The sequence below is a fragment of the Telluria sp. LT1R51-2 genome (assembly GCF_059685775.1).
Window position 1 is genome coordinate 1,554,750 of the sequence record NZ_JCASIM010000001.1, and the last position, 15,846, is coordinate 1,570,595.

Here is a 15,846-nt window from a genome sequence, read left to right on the forward strand (position 1 = left end):
GAGCGTCTACGATGAATTCCACTTCCCCGGCCGTCGCTTTGACGGACAACGCCGCCCGCACCGGGTCGGACGACTCGATCGGTGCCATCCTGATCCGTAACGGACGCCTGTCTGTGGCCGATGCCGACAAGGTGATGCGTTTCTCGATCGACCGCAAACTGCGCTTCGGCGACGCCGCTGTCGAGATGGGCATCCTGACCGCTGCCGACATCGAGCTGGCCCTGTCGCGCCAGTACGATTACCCGTACCTGCTGGCCGGCCAGAGCGCCATCAGCGACGAAGTCGTTGCCGCCTACGAGCCGTTCACCGCGCGCGTCGAATCGCTGCGCGCGCTGCGCAACCAGTTGCTGTGGCGCTGGTTCGAAACGGGCGACGAGCGCCGTGCCCTGGCCATCACCAGCGCCGAATCGGGCGACGGCCGCAGCTTCCTGGCAGCCAATCTGGCCGTCGTGTTTTCGCAGCAGCACCAGCGCACCTTGCTGATCGATGCCGACCTGCGCGCGCCGCGCCAGCACGCGCTGTTCGGCCTTGAAAACCGCGCCGGGCTGTCGGGCGTGCTGGCCGGGCGCAGCGGGCACGAGGCGATCCAGCGTGTACCGGCGCTGGTTGACCTGTCTGTCCTGACTGCCGGTGCACTGCCGCCGAATCCGTCCGAACTGCTGGGCTCGCCGGCGTTCGGCAAGCTGCTGCGCGAACTGGGCGCCGATTACGACGTGATCCTGATCGATACCCCGGCCGGCGCCGAGTATCCCGATGCCCAGGTGGTTGCAAGCCGCGCTGGCGCTGCCGTCATGGTGGCGCACAAGAACCATAGCCACTTCAAGAAAATGCGCGATCTGGTGGACCTGTTGACCGACGCGCGCGTGCATCTGGTGGGTACGGTGCTCAACGAGTACTGATCGATGATGATGACGACCAGCCGCCTGATGAACCGCCGCCTGCGCCCGCTGGCATTGATGCATCCCGTGTCGGGCTGCGCCGTGACGGGCATGGTGCAGGGTTGAGCGTGCGTATCGCGTACCTGATCCTCGCGCACGATCAGCCGGCGCATCTGCAGCGCCTGGTCGAGCGCCTGGCCGCGCCCGGCGTGGCATTCTTTGTCCACATCGACGCCAAGGCCGATCTGAACGCGTTTGCCGGACTCGCGCACAGCGTGACGTTCTGCAAGCGCCGTGTGAATGGCGCCTGGGGCGATATCTCGCTGGTGAAGGCGACGCTGGAACTGATGAAGATCGCGACGGCCGAACCGGGCCGCTTCGACCGTCACGTTTTGCTCAGCGGCGCCTGCTATCCGCTGCAGACGCCGGCGTATATCGCAGCGTTTCTCGAGGCCCATCGCGAGACCGAGTTCATCGAGACATTTGCACTGCCCGACACGACCTACGGCAAGACGCTCGAGCGCATCTCGCGCGTCTCGATCCGCAAAAGCAAACCACTGGGGCGCTATCGCTGGCCGCTGCAGCATTTCCTGAATCGGGTGTTGCCGCCACGCGACTACCGCAAGGTGTTGACGGGCGATTTGGTCACCGGTTCGCAGTGGTGGTGCCTGACGGACGCCGCCGTGCGGCATGTGCTGGACGTGACGGCGCGCGAGCCGCAGGTGTACCGCTACTGCAAGCTGGTCGATTGTCCGGATGAATTCTATTTCCAGTACATCCTGTGGAATTCGCGGTTCCAGTCGAACATCAGCCACAGCCTGACGTTCACCCGCTGGACGCCCGGCAAGACGGGTCCCGACATGCTCGACGCCAGTTATCTGCCGCAGTTCCAGGGACCTGGCGTGCGCGCATCGGCGTACAAGAACAGCCCCGGCGAGCGGCGCGAAGTGCTGTTTGCGCGCAAGTTTTCCGCCGCATCAACGCCCCTGCTCGATACGATCGACGCCATGGCGGCGCAGCGCCAGCCGTGCGCGTTTGGCGACGAAGAATCAGCTCTAACTAAGGTACAGAATGGCCCGAATTGATATTTTACTGCCTGTGAAAAACGGCAAGGACTACCTGGCGGAAGCCATCGACAGCGTCATTGCGCAGACCTACACCGACTGGCGCCTCCTGGTGCTCGATCACGGCTCGACCGATGGCAGCGTTGAAATGGCCCAGGCCTACCATGCGCGCGATCCGCGGATCGAGGTGCATTCGTTCCCGCAGGCCAAGGGCTTGTCCGGCCTCTTGAATTGCGGCATCGACATCGCCGACTGCGAGTTCATCATGCGCCACGATGCCGATGATATCTGCCTGCCGGACCGCATGGCGTTGACGCTGGCCGCCTTCGAAGCGCAGCCGGAATGCATCGTGGTCAGTGGTCAGGCGGACGTCATCGACGCCGCCGGTAACAAGCTCGACGATCTGCGCCTGCCCGTGGGCACGGCCCGCATCGGTGCAGCCAGCCTGTTTCGCAATCCGGTGTCGCATCCGGCGTCGACCTTGCGGTTCGACCCGGTCCAGAAAATGGGCGTGCGCTACGGAATCGACATCCTGAAAATCCTGCCCGAGAACGAGCGCATCGATGTGCCGTCGCTGGCGGAAGATTACTTCCTGTTCGGCCAGCTGGCGATCCTGGGCAAGGTGACGAATCTGCCGCAGAAACTGCTCAAGTACCGGTGGCACGGCAAGAACGTCAGCATCACCAGCTTCACCGAACAGATGGAAGTCTCGCTGGCGATTTCGCGTTCGCTGACGCGTTCGTTCTGCACGATGCACAACTTGCCGTGGTTCGATCCGGCGCCGTTCTGCAACCACGGCGGCATCCTGATGGACGTCGGTGGCAAGCGCAACTTCGATGCCGAATTCGAGAAAATGGCGCACAGCGTGCGCAAGGTGTTCGGGGCATCGCCCGAAATCGAACGGGAGCTGCGCTATCGCAAGGCGATTTCGACCCGTAACTGGGCCTCGCTGCTGTGGCGCTACAACCGCTTCCGTTCGGGCGATATCACCGAAACCGGCGAGTGGCACGCAGTACGTGGCTGGCTCGTGCGCCGTTATCCTGGCAAGCGCCGCATCCGCGTCGCGCCTCAACTGGTCTAGTGGTAGCAGGGAATGTTGAACCGATCAGTACGCATGCTTGACTGGCTGAGGCAGCCCTTCGGCGTCCCGACCTGGACCATTCTGGCCCTGGTCGTTATCAGCCTGGCGGTAGGCGCCGTGATTCCCATGTTCGGTGACAGCATGGGTTATCAGTTCGGCCGTCTTGCGGCCTTGCCCGCCTTGCTGCTGCTGGGCGTGCTGCTGATCTACGACTATAAGAAGCTCGTGATGCTGATCCTGCTGTTCCGGTCGGTCGGCGACATGGTGCTGGAATCGACCCAGTTCGGGATCGGCAGCGTTCGCATGGGTATCGGCGGCTTGATCAACCTGTTCGTGATCATCATCGCCTGCATGATGGTGATGGAAAAGCCGCGGGAATTTCCTGGCAAACTGGCGCGCTACTGGCTGCCGTTCCTCGTGATGATGAGCGTGGGCCTGGTGCTGTCGTATGAAAAGACTAATGCGCTGAAGATGTATCTGGGCATGTTGTCGAACTTCGCGATCTTCATCATCGCGATCTATATGGTGCGCTCGAACGACGACTTCAACAAGGCGATTCGCCTGGTGCTGTATTCGTCGCTGCTGCCCACGCTGTATGCGCTCGTCGATATCGCGCTGCACATGCGCGACGGCAGTTTTCGCCTGCAGTCGACGTTCTCCCATCCCAATGTGCTGGCGTTCTACCTGACACTGGTGCTGGTGCTGGGCCTGTACATGCTCAAGAGCCCGCTGTACAACATCACGCCCCGTGCGCGCGTGGCCGTGTGCCTCTACATGCCGGTACTGATGCTGCAGCTGTTGCTGACACAGACCCGCAGTGCCTGGCTGGCGTGCTTCCTGGTGTTCGTGCTGTATGCGCTGCTGTTCAAGCGCAGCTACCTGCTGTACTTGTTTCTGTTGCCGCTGCTGCTGTTCGTGCCGGCGGTGAACGAACGCCTGATGGATCTGGGGCAGGGCAATGAAGTCATGCGCAATGCGCAGCTCAATTCGTTTGCCTGGCGCGTGCTGCTGTGGGAATCGGCGATCGGCTGGATGGAAACGTCGCGCCTGCTCCTTGGCTATGGCCTCGACGGGTTCGGGTACCACGTTGCGACCTTCTTCCCGGCCGACCGCACGGTGCGGTGGGACGCCCACAACGTGTATGTGCAGTTCCTGTTCGAGATGGGCATCGTTGGTGTTCTGTGCTACCTGTGGCTGTACGCCCGCGTCCTGGGCACGCTGCGCACGCTGGCCCGTATCGATCCCGTCTCCGGGTTCCTGATGCTGGCCATCGTGATCCAGTACCTGATCGTGTCGTTTTCGGACAATATGTTCCGTTACCTGGTTTTCAACTGGTACCTGTGGTTCGCGGTCGGCGGTGCATGCGCGCTGGTGAATCTGCACGCAAGTAGCAAGGCAACCACGGCCAGGACCGGCGCTGCACGCCACCGCACCGGCAACGGCAGCGGCAAGTCCGGTCTGCCCGGTAATCATGAAGGAAAAGTATGAACATCGCGTACCTGGTGAACCAGTACCCCAAAATCAGTCACAGTTTCATCCGGCGCGAAATCCTGGCGCTCGAGCGCCAGGGCTACAAGGTGCAGCGCCTGGCCGTGCGCGGCTGGAAGGACGAGCTGCGCGACGAGGACGATGTGCGTGAGCGCGGCCTGACGCGCTACGTGCTGCAGGATGGCGCGCTCGCCATGGCGCTGGACGTGCTGCGCATGGCCATCAAGCGCCCGGTCCGGTTTGCCAGGGCCCTGGGCCTGGCCTGCAAGATCGGCCTGCGCGCCGATCGCCCGTTGCCGCTGCACCTGATCTATCTGGCCGAGGCTTGCAGGATCGTGCCGTGGATGGCGGCGCATGGCGCGCGCCATCTGCACGCGCACTTCGGGACCAATTCGACCGAAGTGGCGATGCTGGCGAACATGCTTGGCGGTCCGGCCTACAGCTTCACCGTGCACGGCCCGGAAGAATTCGACAAGCCCGAACTGTTGTGGCTGGGCGAGAAGATCCGCCGTTCGGCCTTCGTGGTCGCTGTCAGCTCGTTCGGCCGCAGCCAGTTGTTCCGCTGGGCCGCCTACGCGGACTGGGCCAAGGTGCAGGTGGTTCATTGCGGCATCGACCGAAGCTTTCACGCAGTAGCGCCGCGACCAAGTCCCGCCGCACCGCGCCTGGTGTGCGTGGGCCGCCTGTGTGAACAGAAGGGCCAGATGCTGCTGGTGCGCGCGGTGCAGGCCGTGGTCGCCAAAGGGATCCCGATCCATCTGGTGCTGGCCGGCGACGGTGAAATGCGTCCCGAGATCGAGGCGCTGATTGCCGCGAACAATCTGGGCAGCCACATCAGCATTACCGGTTGGATCAACGGCGACCAGGTGCGCGAAGAAATGCTGGCGGCGCGCGCCATGGTCTTGCCGAGCTTTGCCGAAGGTTTGCCGGTCGTGGTCATGGAAGCGATGGCATTGCGCCGTCCGGTACTGACCACCTATATCGCCGGCATTCCCGAACTGGTACGCCAGGGCGAGACGGGCTGGCTGTTCCCGGCGGGCGACGTGGACGCACTGGCTGCTGCGCTGGAGGCGTGCCTGGCGGCGTCGCCAGCCGAGCTCGAGGCGATGGGGGCGGCCGGCCACGGGCGCGTGCTGGCGCGCCACGCTGTCGACACCGAAGCGGCGAAACTGGCGCAACTGATACGCCAGTCCACGGCTTGACGCGCAGGCGCGCTGGCCAGATGGCCCGCCCGCTCACGACCGCACTTTTTGGCACTCCGAGAACACGATTCATGATTAGCTGGACAAGAGATATCTACCTCAAGCTGCGCTGGCGACTGAAGATGCTGGCGCTGCACACCGAACTCGAACTGCACTGGCTGAAGCACGGCCGGCGCTATGCGCGCGCCAGGCGATCCGGCAGTGGTGTCATCGTGTCGCTGACCTCCTATCCGCCACGCTTTGGCACCTTGCACCTGACACTGAAATCCTTGCTGTCACAGTCGCATGTGGCCGATCGCATCATTCTGTGGATCGCGCGTGCCGACATGGCAGCGCTGCCGCCGGCTGTCACCAGCCTGCGCGCGGCCGGGCTGGAAATCATCCCCTGCGACGACCTGAGGTCGTACAAGAAGATGATCCCGCTATTGCAGCAGGGCTGCAACGCGCCGATCGTGATTGCGGACGACGACGTCCATTACTGGCCTGACTGGCTGGAGCAGCTGGTGCAGGCGCGCGATCCGCACAAGCTCGAGGTGATCGCCCACCGCATGCACCGCGTGAAGCTCGACGGCACCGGGCTGCCCGTTCCTTACAACGAATGGGAGTTCGAGACCGACGATCGCACATCCAGCCGGTTGAATTTCCCGACCGGCATTGGCGGCGTGCTGTATCCGCCGAATGTCTTCGGGCCAGAGGTGCTGAATGTCGACGCCTTCACCACATATTGTCCCCGCGGTGACGATATCTGGTTCTGGTGGATGGCGCGGGCGCGTGGCGCGACCTTCAAGCGGGTGCCGCATCAACGAGAAATCCATTGCTGGGAAGGCACTCAGGAGGTCGCACTATGGAAAGACAACCTGGGCGCCATGATGAACGATAACCAGATCCGGGCCATGATCGGCGCCTACGGCTTTACTGCGGAAAGAACCACCACCTGATGTCTGCAATGTCCAACGCGCGATGGCTGACGCTGTCGCAGGCTTCAAGAATCATCTTGCAGCTCATTTCCCTGACCATCCTGTCCAGGCTGCTGCCGCCGTCCGAATACGGCTTGCTGGCGATGGCCACCGTCGCCACCAATTTCGCGTTCCTGCTGCGCGATATGGGCACCGGCGCCGCCGTGGTGCAGAAAGAGAACCTGACCGACCAGACCACGAGCACCGTGTTCTGGCTGAACATGGCGATGGGCCTGTTCCTGACGCTGGCGCTCGTGCTTGCGTCACCATTTCTGGCCGCTTACTTCCGTATCGACCGGCTGGCACCGGTGCTGTGCCTGCTGTCGATCGTGTTTCCGATCACCAGCGCGAGCGCCGTCCACCAGTCGCTGGTCGAACGCCGGTCCGGTTTCAAGACGCTGGCGCGCATCGAGATCGTGTCGTCGGTCATCGGACTGACGGTCGCGATCACGCTGGCCCTGCTTGGCTACGGCGTGTACAGCCTGGTGTGGAACTCCGTGATATCGGCGCTGTGCTCGTCCACGCAATTGTGGCTGGCAAGTCCGTGGCGCCCGAAGAAGGTCTGGAGCGCGTCCGAACTGCGATCGCTGTGGGGATTCAGTGGCAATCTGACCGGTTTTAACTTCATCAACTTTTTCGCGCGCAATGCCGACAGCATGGTGATCGGCCGTGTTTTGGGCTCGGTGCAGCTGGGTATCTACGGCCAGGCCTACAAAGTGATGATGTTCCCGCTGCAGAGCATGAGCTATGTCGCCGGCCGGGCCCTGTTCCCCGTCATGAGCCGGCAGCAGGCCGAGCGTGACAAGATGGCGCAGCTGTATTTCCGTGCTTTGGCGATGATCGCCACGCTGACCGCGCCCATGATGGCCGGTCTGTGGGTGTTGCGCGAGCCGTTCGTGGCGATCGCATTGGGCAAGCAGTGGGCGCAGGTGCCGATCGTGCTGGCCTGGCTGGCGCCGGTCGGCTTCCTGCAATCGCTGATTTCCACGACCGGGTCGGTGTTCATGTCGACCGGACGCACCGATCTGATGATGCGGCTGGGCTTGCTGGGCTCGGTCCTGCAGGTCGGCAGCTTCTTCATCGGTGTGAACTGGGGTATCCAGGGCGTGGCTGCCTGCTACCTGATTGCCAATATCCTCAACGGGCTTCCGCATTTCTATTACGCCACGCGGGAATTGCATACGAGCCTGGCCGCCTTGCTGCGCGTGATCTGGCAGCCCGTGATGTTCTCCGGGGTGATGGTCGCAGTCATTTATCCGTTGTTTAACGTGCTGTCGAACGGCGGCTACGCACCGCAGACGATCCTGATCACGGTCACCGTGACCGGCGCCGTGATCTACGGGGGGTTGATCATGATGTTTTCGAAAGCAGTGGTGCAGAGCTGCAAACAAATGATTGGCATGAAGACCGGGTGAGTATGCCCGGCATGCTGCCAGTCCCGCGCTGTTACACTTTATCGAGATCGACGACGTTCATATGGAAAACCTGATTACCGTTTATATCCCCACCAAGAACCGCCTTGATCTGTTGAAGCGCGCCGTCAATTCCGTCCTGTCGCAGACGCACCGGCCCATTGAACTCATTGTTGTCTCCGACGGTTCGGATGATGGCACGTGCGACTATGTGAACGGGCTGATTGAGAACATCTCGATCTCGCTGATTCACAATGACACGTCGGTCGGCGCCTGTGCGGCGCGCAATCAGGCGATCGACGTGGCGCAGGGCGAATTCATCACCGGTCTGGATGACGACGATATTTTTCTGCCGCACCGACTCGCCACCTTTCTGGCTGAATGGCGTCGCCAGCAGGAGAAGGGCGTGCGTTTCTCGTGCCTGTTCGACCGCCGCATCGTCAATGCCGGCGACAACGTCGCCCTGTGGGACACAGAAGCGTCGGTATCGGCCGAGCAGATCGTGCAATCGAACGCTGTCGGCAATCAGGTATTCACGACGCCGCAGCGCATGAAGGATGCGGGTCGTTTCGACCCCGCCATGCCGGCGTGGCAGGACTGGGATATGTGGGTGCGGCTGATCAAGACAGGTGGCCCGGCCTACAGCATTCAGGCCAACACCTACATCATGGATATTTCGCACGAGTTCGAGCGGATCACCAAGAAGTCGTCGGAAAAAATCATCCGCGCGGCCCACCTGTTTTATCAGAAGCATTGTCAGCGCGGCGATCTCGCCGGCATGCTCTATTCACTGGCGGGTTACGACCAGATCCGGCTGACGCTCCGGGATTTGGGCGTGATGCTGGGTTCAAAGCATGCCAAATTCGCGCTGCGCAAGATCAGGGCCGGCAAATTCAGGATGTCGCTGGACAGCTCGATCCGCTAGCGCGGGTCGATGCCGCGCGTCAGGTCGGGCGGCCGATCAGTTTTTTCACCTGGCGCTTGATCAGCGCTTTCGTTTGCTGCCTGAAATGCCGCAGCCGGCCGACGACGGTCCAGAATGTGTTCAGCGTGACGATCGATTCGGTCAGCCGGTAGTAATGCGATGTGAACAGCTTGGCGTGGCTGCGCTGGTTCAGGATCGAATACACGAGGCCACTGTCGCGGCTGTCGATGAGCCGGTAGGGCTGCGTCGCGGTCAACGGATGAATGGCCAGTGTGTACGCGACGGGCCCGGTCAGCCGGAAGGTGCCATGCGCGCCCGTGTCATTTTTCCATGGCAGATAGCGGTCGATATTGGCCAGCACGGACAGGATCACAGCGCGCAGGAATGGGTGGCCCGGCACGCAGATGATGTGCCATTGCTGATACTCGCCCTTGTCGATGTGCGCGATTTCTCTATGCATGCCCCAGCCAAGACGGTCCAGGTTATCCGGATCGTCCCATTGCCCCAATAAATACCGGTCCGACGGCGTGATGAAGTCATCGAACGGACGCGTCATCGTGCTCTTGATGTCGAGATAGGCGCCGCCGACTTTGTACAGCAGCAGGTAGCGGAACAGGTCAGCGCGCGCCGCGCCATAATTTGGATTGATCCGCTCGTAATAGCGCAGGATCGTGGCGCCATAATTTTCCAGAATAAACTGCTTCATCATGGGCTCGTCGTACCGGGTGTGTGTCCAGCCCGGATTGAGCGTCTTGATGAACGCCACATTGTTCGCCAGCTCGTCGGTAAATGTGCGCGCACCGAAAAAGCATTGATGGATCTGCTTTGGAATCGCGTTACCCATGGCGACGACGGGAAGCGCGTATTTTTCACCGCGGCCCGCTGGTGCCGAAGTCGTGTTCAACAAATCTTTTGCCATGCCGTTCGTCTGCCTTCAGTTGCCGTTGTCGTGTGCTTCAATGGTGGATCGGCCGTGCGCGCCGTGCGACAGCTGCGCATCCATGGCCTGCAACAGCGCAGCGTCGCTGTCAATGAATTTGCGCGCGAAGATCATCGGTCCGCTGCCGTAGACATCGCCGGCGCCAAATTGCGTGTTGGTGCGGAAGTAGTCGATGTGGCTGGCCGACATATTCGCCGGGCTGGCGCCACCTGCGCTCCAGTCGGTATAGGTCAGGTTGCGCCTGACGTTCGCCATGAACGGCGAGTTTCCCAGAATCGTGTGCAGGAACGTCTCGTCCGCGTATTGGGTGCCCTTGAAAAAGCGCACCAGCCGCGGATTGCGCGCCACATAATCGACGAGGTAGGTGCAGGCGCCACGCGTCAGCGCCCACCAGGTGGAGCCGCCGTACGGCTTCAATGCCCCCAGTGCAGGCTGGAGATCGCGCTGACGCGGGATGATGCGGGCTTTGAGCAGCACGCGCAGCAGCAAGCGGTGCAGAGGAGACAAGGTCGGGCGCAGCGTGTACGAGGTCAGGCGCGCCAGCGGTTTGCCGGCAGCGGCGCAGGGCATCGCGACGAGGTTGATGTATTCGGCGTCGGGCTGCGCGGCGAAGAAGGCGTTGATCGACGCTGTCGGCCACAGCGGATAATCGACGCCGCTGAGCAGGACGAAGCGGGTGAAACCGCCTGCCGCCAGCGCGGTTTTCATCAACAGCAGGATTGCTTCCACCTGGGAGAAGTCGCCCCAGTGCACGGCAACGGGCGCAGGCACCAGCGTCACATCGGCTGCGCCCAGATGGGCGAAGGCGCGCGCGTCGGCTTTCGCGTCAACGTGGATGAAGAATGTCGTCCCGTCCGAGCGCAGGCGCGCGATCAACCGTTGAAGGTGGGCGGGGTTGCCATGCGCCAGCAGTAAATATGCGATCAATTCGGTCTCCGGTGAAAGCGCGATCAAGTGTCAATGACAGCAGGGGATCAATCGGGGCGTGGCTGCCGATTGGCTAGCTGCGTCATCAGCTCCGTCAGGCGCGCCGCGGCCGCCGGGAAGGTGAATTTGTCGAGCGAGGCCTGGCGCGCGTTACGCGACAGGGCGCTGCGCAGTGCGGCATCTTCCCAGACCGTGCGCAGCGCGTTCACCATGGCCGCGACGTCGTTCGGCGCGACCAGGATGCCATCGACGCCGTCGACGACATAATCGCTGGTGCCGGCGCAGGCAGTGGCCACCATCGGCACGCCGCGCATCATCGATTCGATCACGGTCACCTGGCCGGACGGCGCCTTCACGTCCGCGATCGGGATCACGTTGACGCGCGAGTACAGTGCCAGCTGGTGGCACTCTGCCAGCGTCAGGTTGGAACGGAAGCTCACGCAGGGCGGCGCCTGGATGTGGGCGGTGGCGTGACTACCTGCCACGATGATCGTTTTGTAGCCCAACTGGCCGGCGGCTTCAGAGAGCAATGCGTAATCGCGGTTGGCCGTGCCGAGCGCAACGATGTACGGGTCGTCGCCCTGATCAAGCCAGGTGTCGGTATCCCGGATTTCAGCGCTGAGGGGCACGAACACGAAGCGTTCGCGCGGCAGCTGCAGCCAGGTGCTGTAAATCTCGATCTCGGCCCGTGAATGCACGACGAACACGTCAACTGCCGGCAGGCAGAAGCGCGCCAGCTTGCCCTTGATGCCGCCGTAGGGCTGGGCCAGGTTGAAGCACCATGCGATCAGCGGCACGTTCTTGCGGCCGCTGAGCGTCTTGAGCAGTGCCACGATCACCGCCAGCTGCGGGAACGCCGTGACGATGCCGACCGGCTGCCGGCTGAACGTTTGCCTGAAACCGCGCCAGCCATGGCGCAGGTAATCAAGCCACTGGCGTCCCGAGGACACCGCGCGCGAGCGGTCGTGATCGTAGTCGGCAGGTACCTGCCGGGTCCGGTGTTTGGCCGGATCGATGAAGGGCATCAACCAGCCGGGGTAGGTAGTCTTAACGAACGGCGACAATACGAGCCAATCCATGCTGCACGATCCAATCAGTGTGAAAAACAGGGGTTGCCGACGCCAGGCGCCGGCGTACTAGCGTTGCAGGGCGCGCTCAGCGGCAGTGGTCGCAGACACGGTCTTGCCAGGCAGTCCCTGCAGCAGGAATTCGACATTCTGCAGGCGCATGGTGCGGCGCAGGGCGGCGCTGCGTGCGTCCACGCTCAGCGCGGTACCCACTTTGCTCTGGTGGCCATACAGCAGCAGCAGCAGGCCGAGGGCGGCACTGTCCAGGCCACAGTCGTCCAGCAACGCCAGATGGATCGAACGCGGCCGTGTAGTGGCACGCGCCAGTGCGGCCCGCAGGTCGCCCAGGGCCGCATCACGCCAGACGCCGCCCAGCGTCAGCGTGTACAGCTGGCCATCGTCGCTTTCCTGCAGTACGGGCGCCGCATGGGCAGCGCGCAGACGTCGCGCGTCCAGTGCAGCAGGCAGCGCGCGTGTGGTAAGCAGACGCACGAGCGCCATGCCGTCGTTCCAGTAGCGCTTCCACAGCGCCGGTTCTTCCTTGATGCGCCACACCCATTCCAGGCCGAGCCGGCCCACCAGACCGGGCGCGCGGCTGACCGTGCCCGCCACGAAGTTGACCACGGCGCCCAGATGGCTGACCAGCGGCGTGTCCAGTGCGTCCAGATTGTGTTCGATCCACGCCTGGCCGCGCTTGGCGCCCAGCGACACCACGAGCAGGTCGGCATGACTTGCGTTGATGCGTTCGATCATGGCTGGCGTGCTCATCTCTGCCAGCGTTCCGAAGCCGGGCGAACAGGCGCCCACGCACCGCATGCGGCCTTCGCCGGCATTGAGCACGTCTGCCGCCTTCTGCGCCACGCCATCCGGGCCACCGAAGAAAAACACGCTGATCGGCATGCTGCGCTGGTCGCGCAGGCGTTCGAAGACGGTTGCTCCTGCAACGCGTTCGCTGAACGGCAAACCCAGCAACCTTGCCAGCCACACGACCGGCATGCCGTCGGCCAGTGACAGCGACGAGCGCAGTACCGAATCGCGAAACGCCGGATCCTGCTGGCTGGTGATCAGAAAGTTCAGATTGGGCGTCGAGAAAAAGCAGCGCTCGGCGGTACCCACGCGCGCCAACAGCAGATCCACGGTTTGCTGCATTCCCAGCGCGTCGAACGGCAGGCCCAGCACGCAATACACGGGGCGCGTGAAGTCGGTTACGACAGGCGCAGACACAGACGGAGGGGCCGGTGGCACCGGCACACTATTATTCACTGTCACGTTTTGACCTCACCCATGAAACTTGACGACGGAACAGGAAGCGGAAATACAGCGGTATTTTCGCCAGCACATACACGACAGCGAGCGCCAGTTCTTTGCCGCTCAGCACCGTCCGCCCAAAACGCCACCACGACAGCAGGATTGCCGTGCCAAGCGCCAGCCCTGCCAGCACGCCCAGGATCAGCGGCGCGACCGGGCCGCCGGCCAGGGTCAGCACCAGTGCCAGCCCGGTCAGTGCGCAGACCAGCAATACCAGCAGCGCCAGCGGCGGCACACACAGGTCCAGGCCAAACGCGAACAGGCTCGCACTGCGTTGGCGGATGGCGCCGCCAAGCGCGGCCGGCGCGGCACTGGCAATCACGCTCAGATGGCCATGCTCCCAGCGCGTGCGCTGGCTTTGCACGCCTTCGGCGCTGGACGGAAAATGGCTGTAGACGAGCGCCGAGGGGCAGAACATCGGCGCGCTGCCGGCCAGCGCCAGATCCAGTCCGAGCTTCATGTCTTCGACGATGTGGCCGGTCGCCAGGTGGGCAGAGCGGATTGTTTGCCATGGGAAAGCCATGCCGGTACCCATGAGCTGACACGGCCAGCCCATCCGGAACCAGCCCAGCGGCCGCACCTTGTTTTTCACCAGCCAGGCAAATTCGGCAATTTTTTTCAGCGGTCCGCTTCCGGCCGGCGTGTGCATCAGGTAAAGCGCCTGCACCGGGCGCTGATGGTGCGCTGCCAGCGCTGCCACGCGCGCAATCGCGCCTTCACCGACAATGCAATCGGCGTCAACGATGACCACCACGTCCGGCGGCGCCGTGGCCAGCGCCTGCACGCCAAAGTCCAGTGCGTACCCCTTGCCGCGCAGTTGCGCATGGCTGCGCTCGATCACGCCTGCCCCGGCCTGGCGGGCCACTTCGGCGGTTTGATCGGAACAATTGTCGGCAACGACCAGGATGCGGTCGTTGGCGCTCAGCTGGGGTTGCAGGCTCGCCAGGGTGGCAAGCAAGCCTGCTTCTTCATTGTGGGCAGGGATCAGCACTGCCACGCTCGGCCGCGGCCCGGCCACGGATGCTGCACCGCGCACAGTGCGCGACGCCAGCAGGGCCTGGGCAAGCAGGACCATCACCGGCACCAATATGATGCATAGCAACACGAGCAGGGCGATCGAAAACGCATGGATCAAAAGAATGGTTTCCTAAAAATGGATGGCAGGAGCAGGGCAGGCTGGACACGGCGGCGATGATATCGAACGCCACCGGGCGGCAACACTGGCAGCGATGACGCTGCATGGGCTGGATGCCGCTATTGTGATCAATAGCAATATAATAAGCGAAATTTCAGATGCATGAATTGTAACGGACAAAGATATCGTGCTTTGCTGGCATCGGAATTGTACGTGGGCAGCGGTGCGCTGGCGAGCCGCGTCGTGCGGTGACTCGGGGACCGAAAACGTTGACGGGCCTGCACCCGGCCTCTGGCCTGAGCGATGAGCGCTGCGACCTGGTCGATGCCAGCGGCAGGATGCAGGGCATCGAGCACTTGCCGGCGCTGCGGCACGTTCAGCAAGGCGCAGTCAGCGTTGTCTGTTGATGACGCCGATTGCGATGCAAAACAATTGTTCTGCGTAACTGACCCGTCCGCCATCCAGAGCCCAACGCCAACCGAGGTAATTGCGCAGGTAGCGCGATGCCACGCCGCGAAAGCCCAGTAGCCAGGCCTTGAAGCGCCCGTGGTACGCGTTCACACTCTGTACGTGGATGGCACGGCTTCCCGCATGCCTGACGCGTACCCCGGCGCGCAGATTAACCATCTCGTGCGCAATTTTGTGCTTGCGTGCAAATGCCCGATAAGCGGCATGGCTGTCGCTGACCAGCAGTGCCTGCGGATCAAGTCTGGGCAGCAAATCGCGCTCGAGTTGCGCGGCCGTCAGTGCGCCGCGGCCAGTGACGGCATCGATGGTGCCGCCATTCCGGTCGCGTGCCACCAAAATGCAATCGAATTGCCGGGAAATGCCAGGTTTGGTTGCGCGTCCCCCGCGGCGGCGTGGCGGGCGATCCAGCGAGCGCGAGCCTTTTTGCGATTCGAGCAGGAACGTTTCATCTGCTTCGACGATGCCGTTGAGCGATGCAGGCCGGTCGAGCTTGACCCAGGCGAGAAAGCGGTGACGCCACCGGAACGCCGTATTGCGGTGTACGCCGACCCGTTCTGCACCCTTGCGTACGGACAGTGAATGGAGCAGCACCTGTGAATACGCGAGCCATTTGGCCTTGTGCCTGAGCCGCGCCAGTGGCGTGCCGCTCAGGTCGTTGAACGTGCGACCACAGGCGCAGCAGCGAAAGCGCTGCAGGTCGTTGGCGAAGCCGTGCCGGTGACAGCGTTCGTTGCCACAGCCGGGGCAGCAGCGCGCTGGCGCTCTGGCCTGGGCGATCAGCGCCACCACCTGGTCGAGGCCGGCTGCGGGATGCAGGGCGTCGAGTACCTGCTGGCGCTGCGGCTGATTCAGCGCTGACAGCTTGGCAAACCAGTTCCTGAAACGGGGCGCTTTCATGAGCGACTCCTGACGCTGGGGACAGGCGTTGGACCATGGGATCGCTCATCAGTTCAAACCTTTGCTCTATTTAACGTTGACTGCGCCTTCAGCAATGG

Annotated in this window: 14 protein-coding genes; 8 read left to right on the forward strand and 6 right to left on the reverse strand. The window is 62.9% G+C overall.

Annotated elements, in window-relative coordinates; all coding sequences use genetic code 11:
- Positions 1-11 precede the first annotated feature (11 nt).
- The 8 genes from epsG to AC56LH_RS07000 all read left to right on the forward strand — a co-directional run bounded on the left by epsG (position 12) and on the right by AC56LH_RS07000 (position 9,006).
- The gene (epsG, locus tag AC56LH_RS06965) at positions 12-899 is read left to right on the forward strand and encodes a chain length determinant protein tyrosine kinase EpsG (protein ID WP_499645131.1); all 888 of its coding nucleotides are present in this window, start codon (positions 12-14) and stop codon (positions 897-899) included.
- Positions 900-1,006: 107 nt separating this feature from the next.
- Positions 1,007-1,963 (forward strand): beta-1,6-N-acetylglucosaminyltransferase, encoded by a 957-nt coding sequence (locus AC56LH_RS06970; protein WP_499645133.1) that lies wholly within the window; start codon positions 1,007-1,009, stop codon positions 1,961-1,963.
- Positions 1,950-3,023 (forward strand): glycosyltransferase family 2 protein, encoded by a 1,074-nt coding sequence (locus AC56LH_RS06975; RefSeq protein ID WP_499645135.1) that lies wholly within the window; start codon positions 1,950-1,952, stop codon positions 3,021-3,023. The genes AC56LH_RS06970 and AC56LH_RS06975 overlap by 14 nt, the downstream gene beginning before the upstream one ends.
- A gap of 33 nt (positions 3,024-3,056) precedes the next feature.
- Positions 3,057-4,511: an O-antigen ligase family protein gene (locus tag AC56LH_RS06980; protein WP_499645137.1), complete on the forward strand. Its 1,455-nt coding sequence runs from the start codon at positions 3,057-3,059 to the stop codon at positions 4,509-4,511.
- Positions 4,508-5,713, forward strand: a complete 1,206-nt coding sequence (locus tag AC56LH_RS06985) for a glycosyltransferase family 4 protein (protein ID WP_499645139.1) — start codon at positions 4,508-4,510, stop codon at positions 5,711-5,713. Before AC56LH_RS06980 ends, AC56LH_RS06985 begins: the two co-directional genes overlap by 4 nt.
- A gap of 20 nt (positions 5,714-5,733) precedes the next feature.
- Positions 5,734-6,651 carry a hypothetical protein gene (locus tag AC56LH_RS06990; RefSeq protein WP_499645141.1) on the forward strand — a complete coding sequence of 306 codons (918 nt, stop codon included), beginning with the start codon at positions 5,734-5,736 and terminating at the stop codon, positions 6,649-6,651.
- An 8-nt stretch (positions 6,652-6,659) separates the two neighbouring features.
- Positions 6,660-8,084 (forward strand): MOP flippase family protein, encoded by a 1,425-nt coding sequence (locus AC56LH_RS06995; protein ID WP_499645143.1) that lies wholly within the window; start codon positions 6,660-6,662, stop codon positions 8,082-8,084.
- Between the two features lie 61 nt (positions 8,085-8,145).
- Positions 8,146-9,006 carry a glycosyltransferase gene (locus AC56LH_RS07000; RefSeq protein ID WP_499645145.1) on the forward strand — a complete coding sequence of 287 codons (861 nt, stop codon included), beginning with the start codon at positions 8,146-8,148 and terminating at the stop codon, positions 9,004-9,006.
- A gap of 19 nt (positions 9,007-9,025) precedes the next feature.
- Here the strand turns inward: AC56LH_RS07000 and AC56LH_RS07005 are convergent, their stop codons facing one another.
- The 6 genes from AC56LH_RS07005 to AC56LH_RS07030 all read right to left on the reverse strand — a co-directional run bounded on the left by AC56LH_RS07005 (position 9,026) and on the right by AC56LH_RS07030 (position 15,748).
- The gene (locus AC56LH_RS07005) at positions 9,026-9,925 is read right to left on the reverse strand and encodes a glycosyltransferase family 32 protein (RefSeq protein ID WP_499645147.1); all 900 of its coding nucleotides are present in this window, start codon (positions 9,923-9,925) and stop codon (positions 9,026-9,028) included.
- A 15-nt stretch (positions 9,926-9,940) separates the two neighbouring features.
- Entirely contained in the window at positions 9,941-10,873 is a 933-nt protein-coding gene (locus AC56LH_RS07010) for a beta-1,6-N-acetylglucosaminyltransferase (RefSeq protein ID WP_499645149.1), read from the reverse strand.
- Positions 10,874-10,920: 47 nt separating this feature from the next.
- The gene (locus AC56LH_RS07015; RefSeq protein WP_499645151.1) at positions 10,921-11,952 is read right to left on the reverse strand and encodes a glycosyltransferase family 4 protein; all 1,032 of its coding nucleotides are present in this window, start codon (positions 11,950-11,952) and stop codon (positions 10,921-10,923) included.
- A 57-nt stretch (positions 11,953-12,009) separates the two neighbouring features.
- Positions 12,010-13,164 carry a WecB/TagA/CpsF family glycosyltransferase gene (locus tag AC56LH_RS07020; protein ID WP_499645153.1) on the reverse strand — a complete coding sequence of 385 codons (1,155 nt, stop codon included), beginning with the start codon at positions 13,162-13,164 and terminating at the stop codon, positions 12,010-12,012.
- A 31-nt stretch (positions 13,165-13,195) separates the two neighbouring features.
- Positions 13,196-14,383 carry a glycosyltransferase family 2 protein gene (locus tag AC56LH_RS07025; protein ID WP_499645154.1) on the reverse strand — a complete coding sequence of 396 codons (1,188 nt, stop codon included), beginning with the start codon at positions 14,381-14,383 and terminating at the stop codon, positions 13,196-13,198.
- Between the two features lie 390 nt (positions 14,384-14,773).
- Positions 14,774-15,748 (reverse strand): IS1595 family transposase, encoded by a 975-nt coding sequence (locus AC56LH_RS07030; protein WP_499645156.1) that lies wholly within the window; start codon positions 15,746-15,748, stop codon positions 14,774-14,776.
- Positions 15,749-15,846: the final 98 nt, after the last annotated feature.

Excerpts from the sequence above, each read along its gene's own strand:
- AC56LH_RS07000 (WP_499645145.1), top strand. The coding sequence starts at position 8,146 with ATGGAAAACCTGATTACCGTTTATATCCCCACCAAGAACCGCCTTGAT.
- AC56LH_RS06980 (WP_499645137.1), top strand. The coding sequence starts at position 3,057 with ATGCTTGACTGGCTGAGGCAGCCCTTCGGCGTCCCGACCTGGACCATT.
- AC56LH_RS06995 (WP_499645143.1), top strand. The coding sequence starts at position 6,660 with ATGTCCAACGCGCGATGGCTGACGCTGTCGCAGGCTTCAAGAATCATC.
- AC56LH_RS07030 (WP_499645156.1), bottom strand. The coding sequence starts at position 15,748 with ATGAAAGCGCCCCGTTTCAGGAACTGGTTTGCCAAGCTGTCAGCGCTG.
- AC56LH_RS07005 (WP_499645147.1), bottom strand. The coding sequence starts at position 9,925 with ATGGCAAAAGATTTGTTGAACACGACTTCGGCACCAGCGGGCCGCGGT.
- AC56LH_RS07015 (WP_499645151.1), bottom strand. The coding sequence starts at position 11,952 with ATGGATTGGCTCGTATTGTCGCCGTTCGTTAAGACTACCTACCCCGGC.
- epsG (WP_499645131.1), top strand. The coding sequence starts at position 12 with ATGAATTCCACTTCCCCGGCCGTCGCTTTGACGGACAACGCCGCCCGC.
- AC56LH_RS06985 (WP_499645139.1), top strand. The coding sequence starts at position 4,508 with ATGAACATCGCGTACCTGGTGAACCAGTACCCCAAAATCAGTCACAGT.
- AC56LH_RS06990 (WP_499645141.1), top strand. The coding sequence starts at position 5,734 with ATGGCCCGCCCGCTCACGACCGCACTTTTTGGCACTCCGAGAACACGA.
- AC56LH_RS06975 (WP_499645135.1), top strand. The coding sequence starts at position 1,950 with ATGGCCCGAATTGATATTTTACTGCCTGTGAAAAACGGCAAGGACTAC.